This window comes from Nitrincola tibetensis, from assembly GCF_003284585.1.
Taxonomy (GTDB): Bacteria; Pseudomonadota; Gammaproteobacteria; order Pseudomonadales; family Balneatricaceae; genus Nitrincola; species Nitrincola tibetensis.
The window spans coordinates 390,103-404,215 of sequence record NZ_QKRX01000002.1; the positions used below are offsets into that span (position 1 = coordinate 390,103).

Annotated in this window: 14 protein-coding genes; 10 read left to right on the forward strand and 4 right to left on the reverse strand. The window is 44.9% G+C overall.

Annotated features, from left to right (window positions below):
• Positions 1-9: 9 nt before the first annotated feature.
• From DN062_RS03920 to DN062_RS03950, 7 genes are all read left to right on the forward strand, one after another.
• Positions 10-1,428 carry a sigma-54-dependent transcriptional regulator gene (locus DN062_RS03920; RefSeq protein ID WP_112157709.1) on the forward strand — a complete coding sequence of 473 codons (1,419 nt, stop codon included), beginning with the start codon at positions 10-12 and terminating at the stop codon, positions 1,426-1,428.
• Positions 1,429-1,770: 342 nt separating this feature from the next.
• Positions 1,771-3,045, forward strand: coding sequence for a dicarboxylate/amino acid:cation symporter (locus tag DN062_RS03925; RefSeq protein ID WP_112157711.1), 1,275 nt, complete (start codon positions 1,771-1,773; stop codon positions 3,043-3,045).
• Between the two features lie 114 nt (positions 3,046-3,159).
• A complete protein-coding gene (locus DN062_RS03930) occupies positions 3,160-5,040 on the forward strand; it encodes a methyl-accepting chemotaxis protein (protein ID WP_112157713.1) in 1,881 nt (626 codons plus the stop codon).
• Positions 5,041-5,247: 207 nt separating this feature from the next.
• Positions 5,248-6,348, forward strand: coding sequence for an ABC transporter substrate-binding protein (locus DN062_RS03935; RefSeq protein ID WP_112157715.1), 1,101 nt, complete (start codon positions 5,248-5,250; stop codon positions 6,346-6,348).
• Positions 6,348-7,373 (forward strand): FecCD family ABC transporter permease, encoded by a 1,026-nt coding sequence (locus DN062_RS03940; RefSeq protein WP_112157718.1) that lies wholly within the window; start codon positions 6,348-6,350, stop codon positions 7,371-7,373. The genes DN062_RS03935 and DN062_RS03940 overlap by 1 nt, the downstream gene beginning before the upstream one ends.
• A gap of 7 nt (positions 7,374-7,380) precedes the next feature.
• Entirely contained in the window at positions 7,381-8,133 is a 753-nt protein-coding gene (locus DN062_RS03945) for an ABC transporter ATP-binding protein (protein WP_112157720.1), read from the forward strand.
• 135 nt (positions 8,134-8,268) lie between these two features.
• On the forward strand, positions 8,269-8,862 hold the full coding sequence (locus DN062_RS03950; RefSeq protein ID WP_112157722.1) for a LysE family translocator: 594 nt from the start codon (positions 8,269-8,271) through the stop codon (positions 8,860-8,862).
• Here DN062_RS03950 and DN062_RS03955 read toward each other — a convergent pair.
• Positions 8,848-9,684, reverse strand: coding sequence for an AraC family transcriptional regulator (locus tag DN062_RS03955; RefSeq protein WP_112157725.1), 837 nt, complete (start codon positions 9,682-9,684; stop codon positions 8,848-8,850). The genes DN062_RS03950 and DN062_RS03955 overlap by 15 nt on opposite strands.
• On the reverse strand, positions 9,674-10,036 hold the full coding sequence (locus DN062_RS03960; protein ID WP_112157727.1) for a DUF1801 domain-containing protein: 363 nt from the start codon (positions 10,034-10,036) through the stop codon (positions 9,674-9,676). The genes DN062_RS03955 and DN062_RS03960 overlap by 11 nt, the downstream gene beginning before the upstream one ends.
• 437 nt (positions 10,037-10,473) lie before the next feature.
• Here DN062_RS03960 and DN062_RS03970 point away from each other — a divergent pair, with 437 nt between their 5' ends.
• Together DN062_RS03970 and DN062_RS03975 are read left to right on the forward strand one after the other, a co-directional pair.
• Positions 10,474-10,746 (forward strand): type II toxin-antitoxin system TacA family antitoxin, encoded by a 273-nt coding sequence (locus tag DN062_RS03970; RefSeq protein WP_112157731.1) that lies wholly within the window; start codon positions 10,474-10,476, stop codon positions 10,744-10,746.
• Positions 10,743-11,240, forward strand: a complete 498-nt coding sequence (locus tag DN062_RS03975) for a GNAT family N-acetyltransferase (protein WP_112157733.1) — start codon at positions 10,743-10,745, stop codon at positions 11,238-11,240. Before DN062_RS03970 ends, DN062_RS03975 begins: the two co-directional genes overlap by 4 nt.
• A gap of 462 nt (positions 11,241-11,702) precedes the next feature.
• Here DN062_RS03975 and DN062_RS03980 read toward each other — a convergent pair whose 3' ends face one another.
• Complete coding sequence (locus tag DN062_RS03980; protein ID WP_112157898.1) at positions 11,703-12,188, reverse strand: hypothetical protein; 486 nt, start codon at positions 12,186-12,188, stop codon at positions 11,703-11,705.
• A gap of 639 nt (positions 12,189-12,827) precedes the next feature.
• Here DN062_RS03980 and fabI point away from each other — a divergent pair.
• On the forward strand, positions 12,828-13,616 hold the full coding sequence (fabI, locus tag DN062_RS03985; RefSeq protein ID WP_112157735.1) for an enoyl-ACP reductase FabI: 789 nt from the start codon (positions 12,828-12,830) through the stop codon (positions 13,614-13,616).
• A gap of 50 nt (positions 13,617-13,666) precedes the next feature.
• Here the strand turns inward: fabI and DN062_RS03990 are convergent, their stop codons facing one another.
• A complete protein-coding gene (locus DN062_RS03990) occupies positions 13,667-14,044 on the reverse strand; it encodes a Fur family transcriptional regulator (protein ID WP_112157737.1) in 378 nt (125 codons plus the stop codon).
• Between the last annotated feature and the right edge of the window lie 69 nt (positions 14,045-14,113).

The window sequence follows — 14,113 nt, forward strand, 5'->3', positions numbered from 1 at the left end:
AAGACCCAAATGCAAAAAAATCTTTACCCTCAATTTGGTATTTTGCTGATTGATGATGAAGAAGCCTTTTTACGCAGCATGAGCATTGCATTAGAGCGTAAAGCCGGGTTTAGCCACCTTTATCGCTGCCCAGACAGCCGTGACGCCATGGCTATGATTGCCGAACACCCTATTGGCATAGTTCTTTTAGACATGACCATGCCTCATATTTCCGGTGACAAACTGTTACAGCAAATTGTCACCGAGTTTCCAGATATTTGTGTCATCGTCCTCAGTGGACTGAATCAGATAGAAACGGCCCTAGACTGCATGCGCCTTGGTGCTTTTGATTATTATGTCAAAACCACTGAAGAGCAAAAGCTCATTGAAGGCATCAAACGTGCTGTTCGTATGCAGGAAATGCACGTCGAAAACCAAGCCTTGCGGCGTCATGTGTTAACCAACACATTGGAACAACCCGATGTGTTCGCAAACATCATCACGCAAGACAAAAGCATGCGTGCCGTCTTTCAATACCTTGAATCAATTTCCTCTAGCCTACAGCCTGTACTCATCACTGGCGAAAGCGGTGTCGGTAAAGAACAAATAGCTCAGGTTATTCATGACCTAAGCAACAAAACAGGGCCATTGGTGAGCGTCAACGTAGCAGGGCTGGACGACAACATTTTTTCTGACACTCTGTTTGGCCATCACCGAGGTGCATTCACAGGCGCTGATAGCACACGTTCAGGTATGATTGAACAAGCAAACGGAGGCACCTTATTTTTGGACGAAATTGGCGACTTAAGTCCGACCGCTCAAGTCAAACTCTTGCGCTTGTTACAAGAAGGCGAATACTACCCCTTAGGCAGCGACCGACCTAAGCGACTGCGTGCGAGAATAGTTGCCGCAACCCATCAAAATTTAACCGAAAAACAGGCTTCCGGTAGCTTTCGTAAAGACTTGTATTACCGTTTAAAAATCCATCATGTCGAGATTCCAGCACTGCGCCAACGCGTTGAAGATCTACCCCTGCTATTAGACCATTTTCTCACACAAGCGGCAGAGGAAATGGGCAAAACCAAACCTACGATTCCTAAAGAACTACCCGTTTTATTAGCAAACTATCAATGGCCTGGGAATATCAGAGAATTGAAGGCGCTCATTTACGACGCAGTAAGTCGCCACCGCACCAAAGTGCTATCGATGGAGACCTTCCGCTCAGTCTTGACGAAAAATGGCCACTCTGCTTTCCACGGCAATTCAGAGAACACCAAAGCTCCTGTATTTTTCCCGATAGATCAGCCATTGCCTACCTTACAGGAAATCAACGATCTTCTCGTTGAAGAAGCAATGAAGCGAGCACAAGGCAATCAGTCGCTGGCATCACGTCTCATTGGCCTGTCTCAGCCTGCCCTGAGCAAACGTTTAAATAAAAAAACCTCTTAAATTCTTCGCTCCAAACCCCCCATAACCTTGGTTATACCTATAACTAAGGTTATTTAGCATCCAACTCACTGATAAAAATGTATTTTTAGCGAGTTTCCGCATTGTAACTATTCCATCAGGAATACCCTTTTAAAACATCTCAGATACATTGATATCGATTTTATAACTATAAAATCAGACAGTTAAATCAATACTTCCGATTGGCATAATGCTTGCTTTTATGAAATGAGTAATTGCATGCAGATAGGACATACCTTGTGTGCTCTAGGCATGATTTCATCCTCAAGATTGAGGAATCCAACGTTAATTACTCTGACAAATAACAACTAAAAAGGCAGTACTATGAAAGATACTCAACTATCCAAACAACCCGGTTTTTGGAGCAAAATGCCGCTGTGGCAAAAAATTCTGATTGGCATGGTATTAGGTGCTATCACGGGTTCCATTATGGGTCCAAACGCAGAAGTACTTAAACCGCTTGGAACACTGTTTCTCAACGCCATACGAATGCTGATTGTTCCACTCGTGTTTTGCTCGCTCGTCGTTGGCATCACCTCCATGCAAGACACACGAAAAATGGGGCGCATAGGGGTAAAATCCATTGTGCTATATTTAGGGACAACGGCTGTCGCTATCACCATTGGTTTAGGATTGGGCTTTATTTTCACTCCCGGTGCTGGTTTGGACATGACGGCCCCTGTTGTAGCCGAAGCCGCAAAAGAAGCTCCGACACTGGTCGAAACCCTTCTAAATATGATTCCAACCAATCCGATCAATTCACTTGCAGCTGGCAACATTTTACAAATCATTGTCTTTGCATTGGGTTTGGGCATTGCATTGACGCTGTCTGGTGAAATTGCAAAACCTGCCATCGCTGTGTTTGAAAGCCTTGCAGAAGCTATGTACACCCTGACTGGTCTCGTAATGAAACTGGCGCCTTACGGTGTTTTTGGTTTGATGGCTTGGGTTGCGGGTACATATGGTCTAGAAATATTGCTGCCTCTAATCAAGGTTATCACGGTGGTCTATATTGGCTGCATCATACATGTGGTGGTCTTCTATAGCGGTCTGATTAGCGTTGTTGGCCGTCTTAATCCCCTCAACTACTTGAAAGGCATCGTGAGCCCAGCAGCTGTAGCCTTCACTACCACCAGTAGTGCTGGCACCCTGCCCGTCAGCATCAAAGCCGCTCAGGAAGAACTGGGGGTGTCTAAAGGTATTTCCAGCTTTGTACTGCCCATGGGTGCAACGATCAATATGGATGGCACCGCACTTTACCAGGGTGTTTGTGCACTATTTATTGCACAAGCGTTTGGGATTGAACTTGAAATGTCAGACTATATCGTCATTATCGCGACGGCTACACTGGCCTCGATTGGTACCGCTGGGGTTCCTGGCACAGGCATCATTATGCTATCGTTGGTATTAACCACGGTAGGTTTGCCGATTGAAGGCTTAGCGATTATTGCAGGTATCGACCGAATTTTAGACATGGCCCGTACAACAGTAAACGTATGCGGTGATTTGATGGTATCGACATTGGTTGCCAAAAGCGAAAATGAACTCGACCAAGAGATTTATTCCGCGCTTCCAACAGCAAACCAAATCAATACTTAATAGACTCCCGTCTTAGCCTTCCAATAGCGCCAGATAGACACCGTCTATCTGGCCTTAGATCGCTGATCACCACTTGGTAATCACTCTAAAAAGCGTTCTATACTAGGTGCCTAAATGAAAGTATCCCAAAAAGTCGCCCTCTATGCATCTGCAATTGTGATATTGGCTTTCTCTCTCTACTCGTGGATTCAGTACAGTAGTTTGAAAAATGCCTTATTCACCAAAACCACAACAAGCACCCAAGAAAGCAGTCGTGCCCTGGCTGTACAGGTGAATAACTGGTTGAATGGAAAACTCGCTTTAATTGATGTTGCATCACAAGCGATTGACAGTGACTTCTCCAATGACACCATTCAAAAAACCTTTGATCTTCCGATCTACAAACAAGAGTTCTTGCTAATGTTTGGGGGACTGGACGCAGAGGCAGTACGCTTCAGCAATGATCCAAATTGGAACCCGCCGGGTTGGGATGCTCGTAAACGTCCTTGGTATCCTGTTGCCAACGCCCATAAACGTGCCGTATTTACAGAGCCTTACCTATCAACTGAAGGTGATGTGCTTATCTCTGCCGTCGCCAACTTCTATGATAAAGGTCAGTTTAAAGGCGCATTCGGCGGGGATCTAAGTCTCAGAACCGTATCCGACGCTGTCAACACCCTTAACTTCAATGACACAGGCTACGCTTACCTTGTCAATGAAGCCGGCAAAATCATCAGTCACCCCAACACCGAACTGAATGGAAAAACCATCAGTGAATTCATCGCGGATAGCCTGCAACAACTGAATACCGAGCTAACACGCGTCAGTCTAAAAGATGGTGGCCATGCCTACGTCACGTTTACCCCTCTACCTAACCTGTATGGAGCTAAATGGTATATCGGCGTTGTACTTGACGAAAACAAAGTGTTGCAAGATGTTCGTGAGTTTGGCTGGATTGCATTGATCAGCACCCTGATTGCTGCTGTTATTGCGTCCATCACCCTGTACTTAGTCGTGGGTGGTCTGCTGAAACCCTTACAAGCCTTGCGTCAATCCTTGCAAGAAATTAACAGTGGTGATGGCGACCTAACGAAACGCCTAAATGTTGTGAGCAAAGATGAGTTTGGTCAAGTGTCAGCCGACTTCAACCATTTCATTGACTACCTACAAGCGCTTATCCAAGAGGTCAAACATTTATCTGGTGATGTCCGACTCAATACCGATAGAACCGCTGATTCTTCGGTGCGCTCAGCCAAACAGCTACAGGAACAATTGAGCGAGCTGGATCAGCTAGCCACCGCTATGCATGAGATGTCAGCGACCGCGCATGATGTAGCGGACAATGCTCAAACAGCAGCTAACCGTGCAAATCAAGCCGATATCGCCGCCAAAGATGGTGAAGTTATCGTAATGCGTACAACCCAAACCATTGCTCAGTTGACCGAGCAAATGAGTGGGGTTGTCAACACCATCAATGATCTGGTTGGATACAGCAACAATATCGAATCCATCCTCACGGTCATCACAGATATAGCCGATCAAACTAACTTGCTCGCCCTAAACGCTGCCATTGAAGCTGCACGTGCTGGTGAACAAGGTAGAGGCTTTGCCGTCGTTGCAGATGAAGTTCGCTCTCTTGCACTAAAAACACAAGAATCAACCAAACAAATCAAACAAATGATTCATCAGCTGCAGGTTGGAGTTAAAAGTGCCGAGAGTGTCATACTCAAAAGCCGTGAAAACGCCAATCAGACGCAAGAGGTCGCCAATCAAGCGCGTGACTCCTTGCAAGCAATTCGTTCGAGCATCATAGAAATCAATAATATGAACGTACAAATTGCCACTGCAGCAGAGCAGCAAAGTGCGACGACCAGTGAAATCAACCGCAATACAACCAATATCCGTGATATCAGCCAAGCCGTTGCCGAAGCGGCTCAGCATCAAGAAAGCCTCTGCAACACCATGGTGGATCTGACCAACCAACAAGCCAACGCGCTAGACAAGTTCAAAGTTTAACTTATCAGATCATTCTACCTTTGACCCTAAGCCGATATGCGAAAGGTCAAAGGTAGAAACCACCTTAGAAAGACTAAACTGTTTTTAGTTTTTCACTGATATGTCCTCTGAAAAAACTGCCTGCGACATTATGTCACAATACTTTTTAAATCAGTTGGTTATACAATCTGGCCTTTAAAATAGCTAAATGAAGTAAAGGCATAGATTATGAAACGACTAATCAGCGCGTTGAGCATTACATTTTTACTGCATTCAGGTACCTCTTTTGCTGAGATCGTAATCAATGACATTCAAGGCAGAAGCGTCACATTGAATGCACACCCTGAAAAAGTTGCCCTTGGCTTCTACTACGAAGACTACTTAGCTGTTGCAGGTACTGAAGGCTTCAACAAACTCGTTTCGTTATCTAAAGCCCCATGGGAAAGCTGGAGACCCGGCCAATGGAATGCTTACACAGATGCCTTCCCTCCCTTAGCCACTCTGCCTGATTTTGGCAACGCCGAAGATGGAACCTTATCGACCGAAGCATTAATCGCAACCTCACCCGACGTCTTAATTTTGGCGAGTTGGCAATTTGATTCTATTGGCACAGGCATACAACAAATTGAAGCCGCTGGCATTCCTATCGTAACCCTTGACTACAATGCACAAACGCTCGAAAAGCACATCGCATCAACTCGAATTCTAGGTCAATTGTTAAATCGCGAAGATCGTGCTGAAGCGTTAGTGAGTTTATACGAAGATAAACATCAGGATACGCTACAACGTGTTAAGACTGCACATACCAATGGAGCCATTTCAAAGAAAATCTATGTAGAACTTGCACAAAATGGCCCTGATGCACAAGGGAACAGCTATAGCAAAGGCATGTGGGGCGGCGTTATTGACCTACTTCAAGGTCAGAACATCGCGGCTGGGCAAATCGAAAACTGGGGGCCTCTCTCACCAGAATACATCATCGCATCTCAGCCGGACGTTATTCTTTTAGCTGGCTCTGAATGGCTTAATCGACCGTCCTCCGTTCAACTCGGTTTTGGAGCCGACGAAACCTTGACGCATCAACGCATGGAAGCGTATCTGAGTCGTGTAGGCTGGTCATCCCTCCCGGCTGTTCAGAACAGAGAAGTGTATGGCGTGTATCATGGGGGCAATCGCACCTTGTCTGATTTTGTGTACATGCGTGCGATTGGCCAAGCGTTATACCCTGACTTTTTCACAGACGTCAATCCTGCTCAAGAACTCCAGGACTTCTACGCTGAGTGGATGCCTATTCCTGCCATGGGCCTCTTCGTCACACGTATACACTAATGTTTTTATCTCTGCTTTCAATGATGCGCAACTCTGCCCTATACAGAATTGCGCTCTGTTTTTTATGCCTGCTGATATTAAGCGTTTTTGATCTTCTTACGGGCCCATCGGGAATGACCCTTGATCAGGTGGTTCTTACACTATTGGAAGGCCCCAATGGAGACAACAAAGCGTTCTCGACCATCATTTGGCTAATTCGTTTGCCTCAAACCCTCACGGCAATTGCCGTCGGGTTTTGTTTAGGTTATGCAGGCTTAATGATGCAAACGATTCTAGCCAACCCTTTAGCAAGCCCCTATACACTCGGTTTTTCAGCCGCTGCTGGCTTTGGTGCCGCCTTGAGCATTCTGTTTGGTGCATCCTTACCCATCGCTGCGTGGATACTTGTTCCTGGATCCGCCTTTGCCTTCACACTTTTAGCCTGCGCAATTATTTATGCGATTGCTAACATAAAAGGTAGCTCTTCTGAAATTCTGGTATTAGCGGGTATTGCTGTATTGTTCTTTTTCCAGTCGCTACAGTCGCTATTGCAATATTTAGCGGCACCAGAGGTATTGCAGCAAATTGTTTTTTGGTTATTTGGTAGTTTATTCAAAGCCAACTGGACATCTGTATTGGTCATTAGTGCAATCCTTGCCGCTACCCTGCCCTTTAGCTTAAAAGAGGTGTGGAATTTAACGACTCTTCGACTGGGCGATGACAATGCTGCAAGTCTTGGGTTGAATGTTAATGCATTACGCAAACGCATTTTTATACATGTTGCACTACTAACTTCGGCAGCCGTTAGTTTTACTGGAACAATTGGATTTATTGGTTTGATATCACCTCATGTGAGTCGAGCGATCGTCGGTGAAGATCATCGATACTCACTTGTACTCTCGGGTATGATTGGAGCCATTCTGCTGGTTTCTGCTTCAATTTTGAGCAAAATTATTTCAGCAGGAGCTGTTATCCCTGTTGGAATTATTACTGCAATTATTGGTGTACCGATGCTACTCATCGTCATCCTGAAAAAACAAGGCTAATTGGTTCATGCTTTTACTTAACGACTTTCAGGTTAAAATTGATCACAAGATTCGATTAAACATCCATAAAGCTCAGCTGAGCAATACTGGAGTTATTGGGGTGATTGGCCCTAATGGCTCAGGCAAATCAACTCTTTTGAAAAGTTTAGCGGGCTTTTTAAATCACTCAGGCAAAAAACTACTCGATAATCAATGGCCATCCTCTAATCAAATTAGCTACATGCCCCAAGCCTACTTGGTTAAATCAAAGCTTAAAGTAGAAGATTGCGTGTTGTTAGGGCAACGCGAACAGCTTAGTTGGAGAGTAACCGAGGATCAGCGCTCAAAAGTGATGGAAATACTCGATGAGTTACAACTGGCTCATTTAGCTAAACGATCCATGGACTCTCTGTCAGGGGGGCAGCAACAAATGGTACTTCTCGCTCAACGTCTTTCGCGCAATCCCACCCTGCTGCTTCTGGATGAACCCACAAGTGCACTTGATATGTATCACCAACTAGAAGTGTTATCAATTCTTCAGTCCTTTATTCAAACTCATAATACAACGGTCATCATCGCATTGCATGAACTCACGCTGGCCAGTCGATTTACTAATCAATTAATCATATTAAAAGAAGGTAAGCTAGTGAGTCATGGAGACACCCATGAATTAATAACAGAGGAGCTGATCAATCAGGTGTATCAAATCGATTGTCAAATTCTGACAACGCATGAGCACAAAGCCATCGTTGTGCCGATAAGAGCTCAAAGAAGCGTTTAGCTTTTACTGGATTGCATATCGGTTCAAACTGAAATTAATCTGACCAAACCGTCCAGAGACTCCTAGGTCAATTTTGTTCAATACCTCACCCACGCCCTTCTCTATCCTTCATTGCTCAACTCAATGGAGGAAACCATGACCCTTTCAATGCTGTTCACAATGTCTGCTTTTGCTTTAGCAGCATCCATCTCACCAGGACCTGTCAATCTTGTCTGTTTAAGCTGCGGAACGCGCTTTCCGATTCGCACAGGTCTTGTGTTTGTCACCGGAGCAACGCTTGGCTTTATTGCTCTGTTTTATGCTGTGGGATTTGGGCTTTACTCCCTGCTCACCGTGTTTCCATTTATTGACGTTCTGCTGCGTTGGTTGGGCGTGGCATTTTTACTTTTTATGAGTTTCAAACTGGCAAGTGACAAGGGCGTCGTGACCGAGAAATCAACCCACCCCATCCCCGGATTTATGACAGGCGCCCTTATGCAATGGCTAAATCCGAAAGCTTGGTTAGCCTCTGCCGCAGGCATAGGTGCGTATACAACCGCCAATGATCCAATACAGGTTGTCATCTTCGGTTTGCTCTACCTACCCATTTGTTGGCTGTCCTTAAGCGCTTGGGTGTATGCAGGTGTGTTCTTACGCAAACACGTAGAAAACCCTCGCCTGCTTATGTTGATTAACCGTACACTCGCATTACTCCTTGCGCTCAGCTGCATTTATCTACTGATTGATTAAGGTCCGTCTATATTGATTCGGCGTGGCAGCCATGTGGCGTTTAAAGACACGCTGAAAATGCGGCTGATCCGCAAAGCCAACATTTTGAGCCACGTCGGCAATGGCCTTCCCCGTTTTCAGTTGCGTTCTACCTAACTGAATGCGGCGATTGAGCAAATATGCATGGGGGGTCATACCAAAGTGCTGACTAAAGGCACGAATAAGGTAGCCCGAGCTATAACCGAAACGTTTGCATAAGGTATCTAGCGAAATGTCTTCTGTGACCTGCTCATCTAAGTAACGCGCAATTGCCTCTAAGTGTTCGGGTATTGTGGTAATCGGGCCTTCGGATTGACAGGACAAAACAGGCATCAAGTCATTCAAAAATGTGACAAACTGACTCTGCTTTTCAAGCAAGGGATATTCCGTATTTAAAAGCACTTGGGCAACATGGCAATAACGCTGATACCAATCCTCATCCGAGAGGGTCGCTTGGGTAAAATTTTGCCACTCCAAACGCTCGATTAACCCTAACTCAAAACGCAGCTCAGTTAACCAGTCCGTATCAATATACATCATCACATAGGCCCAAGGATGATTATCGATTGGATTACACGTATGCACCCACTCGGGATTCATTAACACTAAATCACCTTTTCGAACGGTGTAGAGATCCTCACGATATCGATAGGTGCTTTTACCGGCTGTAATGGCGCCAAGCGACCACTGTGTATGACTGTGCAGCGCATAATTGACCTGACGACCGTCCTCCACCTTGCGCAGTTCAACGTACGGCATGCGCGGATCACGCCAAAAAATGGGAAGCGAGGTCTTAGATGTCATGTTTTGCAGCGTCCAACGCTAGTTGAAGGTAGTGTGCGAGCTGTTTATCTTGAATATCCTGCAACACATACAGCTTGATGTGTCTGCGTCCTTTTCCCGTGCCTTCTAGATACCCAAGTGAGTCATGAATTTTTGCCCCCGACACAAATTCAACCGATACATGCTTTTTGTAGGCAAAGACACCGCAAAATTGAACATCCGACGAGAATAAAATACCGCCGTACTTCACCTCCTCGGAGATGGGTGAAAAAAGCTCACTGACAAGCGCACGCACCTGTTCAACAAGCGCGTATTGTTCAACACCTAGAACATGAATATCCTCTAATAACGCATCCACTGTTTTACTTTTCATGACCGACTCCTTCATTCACTTTGTAACAGCAAATCAGACGCTAAATAACTCTAAGCGCCAGCCTTTGTTAACTCCGCTTCAAACACCCAAGCCAACTTGAATATAAAAACCTTGATAGAACCATCATAACGCCATCTGAACGTCATATTCATGATTATGGCGCTTAACGAGCCTGCGGATTAGACATCTTGAAATCAAAATCCCCAGCATCAACAGCCCGCCCTTTACTATAAGGTTTATTTACCCTGAAACAAGCGAATAACACAACCTTCAGCAGAATTGTCGGATCATAGGCTGGTGCGCCGTTGTCGTCATTGCGTTGAGGGTCTGCTTGAATTGTTTGCTCGCTTGCGTGCCAAAGTGACACAATGATTGCTTTTTGTATATTTAAGCACCACAATGAAGATGTGACAGTTTGACACAAAGGAGAACACATTATGGCTACCACTTTACCTCGTATCACTGCGAGAGTTGATGTCGATACACAAAACTTATTAACCAAAGCTGCTGCTCTCACCGGCATGTCTAGTATTAACTCATTTGTACTGAATGCCGCAATCGAAAAAGCAACACAAGTGATTGAACGTGAGCAAACACTAAAATTAAGCCAAGCAGATGCCATATTACTTATGGAAGCTCTCGATAAACCAACAACATTAAATGAAAAGCTTAAAACTGCCGCCGAACGCTATGAGACCAAAACCCAATGATGAAAACGGTATTACTCGACAAAGATAAACACGATAGAAACCGATTCAACTGCGGAATTGATGCGCTTAATAACTATTTGAAAGTCATGGCGAGTCAGCAAGCTAAAAAAGATAATACTCGAACATTTGTTTTAGAGGATGAAAAAAACACCTCACTTATCATCGGTTTTTATACTTTAACAATGACACCCATTGACCTAAAAGCATTGCCCGATAAGTTACAGAAAAAGCATCAGTCATCAACTTCTGGCGGACTCATTGCTCGCTTAGCTATCGATGAACGCTATAAAGGTAAAGGATTGGGCGAATGGTTACTTATCGATGCTCTACGAAAGCTACTAGCAGCTAGTGATAGTGTGGCATTTCCAGTCGTTATTGTTGACGCAAAAGATGGCGCTAAACACTTCTATGAGCGCTATGGTTTTAAAGCGTTTCAAGATGCAGAAAATAAGCTATTTATCACCATTTCAGATATTAGGGCAAGTTTAAGCTAGTTTATTGCTAGCCTTTAGCAAGCTAACGAGCCTGTCGGATTAGACATTTTGAAATCAAAATCTCCAGCATCAACAGCCCGTCATTTATTCTAATATTTATTTACCCTGAAACAAGCAAATAACACGACCTTCAGTAGAATGGCCGAATCATAGGCTGGTGCGCCGTTGCCGTCATTTTGATAGCGAGATTCAAACACGCTGAGATCTAAATCATTATCCACGACATGATTCAAATAGTATTCGAACGTACTAAGTTGGATCTAATCCGAAAACCGCAGAGGTATCATTTTGGTTTGGTTGTAATCTTAGTGTTTATACCGCGCCATCCCTTGCCACCTCTGAGGTAACGTTTAGTTAACGGATTCTAGCCTTCATCTGTCACATAAGCCAAGGGCTCTGTGACTAATCCAACAGTCTCAAAGCCGAAGAGGAGACAACAGCCCATTGTTATACGTTTTCTGGCTAATCATCTTTATTGGCGTACCCCTCCAGATCGTAAACCACTTGAATAAATAGATCTGCCAGACCAACTCCGAACTTCTCTTGCACCTCAAGCAGGCTATCCGAATCTGTTAAAGCGCCATGAAGTTGCTCAAATCCATCAGTCATGTCATTAAAGCTAGCCTTACATTTTGATATTAGATTCAGCAATTCACCTTTGTTCGGTTCATAACCTAGCTGATGCGCAAACTTGTTTCTCATCTTGTTAATACTGTGAAGGCAGCTGGCCACATCATCGGGCACCAAGCCCAAGGAGTTTATCAAAGTAATTTTTCTGCCATGAGCCAATGATAGAAAATGCTCTTTGAGTTTGCTGTCGTAATTTAGAATTATCTCTTCAAGAAGGTGTTCAATCACTAAGTGTCCAATAACAAAGCCTGTCAGCAAATCTGAATCATCAATCCTGTGAAATAAAAACTCTTCATACTTATTGCTGTAGGCAGACATTGCTACTTGACTCCCGCTTGAAACGCCCAACAAATAAGCGGTCATACGGCGGCGCAGCCGCAGCTATAACCACCTGTTGAACGCCGCTCAGCACTTAATCTAGAGAATTTGCTTTTTGTGATCGGTGGGGGTTCCGTGGCGTTAGCACCTTTCACTCGAACCAGCACTGTCGTGTAACTCAATCCCTTAAAGCTTATTTACTTTATGGTTTTAATGAACTTTATAGCCACATTTCTGCTGTTTAGCAACACACTCACCTAAACAGGTCACAGGCTCATGACCACATAATTGACAGTGCGCAGGGTATGAACTAACGACTTGAACTGCCTGATCACTCTCAACCTTTACCTCCTGTCCTAGCTGCCGTCGAATCAGTAACAAACATCGTCGCTTAATTGCTTTCGATAAGAATCCATAGTGTCGACGTAGTGCCCCAAGTCAACTCGCAAGGAGCTACTCAACTTGGCAGTGGTTAACAACCAGGCTAAGTAAGCCTCAGTAGGCGACCGAAGGAAGTACCGCTGGCACTACTGGATGAAACCTTGATAAAACCGTCATAACGCCATCTGAACGTCATATTCATCAGATAATGTATACATATTGACGAATTTTTATATGACCCTACTTTTAGGAATAAATATGAACAGCTATGTAACGCCTCCCTTTCTTTCACTAGCAGGCAAAAAAGGACTGATTACGGGCATTGCGAATGATAAGTCCATCGCCTATGCCGTTGCCAAGGCGATTGTCGAATTAGGTGGTGAAATTATTATCACGTATCAAAATGAAAAAACAGCGCAGTACACTAGACCCCTTGCTGCAGCATTGGGTGCCACTGACTTTCTAAAACTGGATGTGACCGAGCCGGAGAGTTTAGAAACAGTAGTGGCTAAATGTCGTGACACTTTTGGCGAGATTGATTTTGCCATACATTCCATGGCCTTTTGCAAAGCCGATGATTTACACGGTCGGGTGATTGATTCCTCCGAGGATGGCTTTAACTTAGCCATGAACATTTCGTGTCACAGTTTTCTGCGAATGGGCAAAGCCCTTGAGCCACTGATGGCACACGGCGGCGCATTGATTACGATGTCCTATTTAGGAGCAGAGCGAGTGGTACATGATTATGGCGTGATGGGAATTGTGAAGGCGGCGCTCGAATCTTCAGTGCGTTATATGGCATACGATCTTGGGCCTAAGGGAATTCGTGTTTTCGCGGTTTCACCGGGCCCGATAATGACTCGAGCTGCTTCCGGTATCAGCAACTTTAGTCATCTACTTGAGGCAGACGCGCACAAAGCACCACTGGGTCGGACGGTGACGATTGATGAAGTCGGTGCCTTAACGGCTTTTCTCTGCGCCAAAGGCTCATCTGGGATGACAGGCCAAACGATTTATGTGGATGCAGGCGCGCATATTATCGCGTAAGGTATTCAATCTAGCCCACTTGAAGTCTAGGTGGGCCAACATCACAACGTTCAACGACCATCGCCACACTCTTTGCAACGCCCGTATAAAATAATTTCGTGATCTTCCACCCTAAACCCTGAGGGTGCCATCATCTGTAAATTACCGGGACATGCATCAACATCAAACACACGCTCACATTGTCTACACTGAAAATAATGATGATGTGTGTGCACTTCAAGCTCGTAGCGTGGATTCTGGCCAGGCAGCACTACACTCTTAATCCGGCCTTCACTCTGAAGGGCTTTGAGATTTCGGTATACCGTTGCAAGTGACAGACTTGGCACATGACTCGTTGCTAAGTCCAAGACTTCCTGAGCGAGCAACGGACGCCCGGCTGTCGCAATCACGTCAAGGATGGCTTCATGTTGACGGGTTCTTCGTTCCATAGATTTTCACTCATTTGTTATCAAAGGTACCTACCAAGATACCAAGCAATGACATAAGAGCCGGATATT

Bases quoted from the DNA above. Each gene is read 5' to 3' on its own strand.
- DN062_RS03990 (WP_112157737.1), bottom strand. From the start codon at position 14,044: ATGGAACGAAGAACCCGTCAACATGAAGCCATCCTTGACGTGATTGCG.
- fabI (WP_112157735.1), top strand. From the start codon at position 12,828: ATGAACAGCTATGTAACGCCTCCCTTTCTTTCACTAGCAGGCAAAAAA.
- DN062_RS03930 (WP_112157713.1), top strand. From the start codon at position 3,160: ATGAAAGTATCCCAAAAAGTCGCCCTCTATGCATCTGCAATTGTGATA.
- DN062_RS03950 (WP_112157722.1), top strand. From the start codon at position 8,269: ATGACCCTTTCAATGCTGTTCACAATGTCTGCTTTTGCTTTAGCAGCA.
- DN062_RS03920 (WP_112157709.1), top strand. From the start codon at position 10: ATGCAAAAAAATCTTTACCCTCAATTTGGTATTTTGCTGATTGATGAT.
- DN062_RS03940 (WP_112157718.1), top strand. From the start codon at position 6,348: ATGTTTTTATCTCTGCTTTCAATGATGCGCAACTCTGCCCTATACAGA.
- DN062_RS03925 (WP_112157711.1), top strand. From the start codon at position 1,771: ATGAAAGATACTCAACTATCCAAACAACCCGGTTTTTGGAGCAAAATG.
- DN062_RS03970 (WP_112157731.1), top strand. From the start codon at position 10,474: ATGGCTACCACTTTACCTCGTATCACTGCGAGAGTTGATGTCGATACA.
- DN062_RS03975 (WP_112157733.1), top strand. From the start codon at position 10,743: ATGATGAAAACGGTATTACTCGACAAAGATAAACACGATAGAAACCGA.
- DN062_RS03980 (WP_112157898.1), bottom strand. From the start codon at position 12,188: ATGTCTGCCTACAGCAATAAGTATGAAGAGTTTTTATTTCACAGGATT.
- DN062_RS03955 (WP_112157725.1), bottom strand. From the start codon at position 9,684: ATGACATCTAAGACCTCGCTTCCCATTTTTTGGCGTGATCCGCGCATG.
- DN062_RS03945 (WP_112157720.1), top strand. From the start codon at position 7,381: ATGCTTTTACTTAACGACTTTCAGGTTAAAATTGATCACAAGATTCGA.
- DN062_RS03960 (WP_112157727.1), bottom strand. From the start codon at position 10,036: ATGAAAAGTAAAACAGTGGATGCGTTATTAGAGGATATTCATGTTCTA.
- DN062_RS03935 (WP_112157715.1), top strand. From the start codon at position 5,248: ATGAAACGACTAATCAGCGCGTTGAGCATTACATTTTTACTGCATTCA.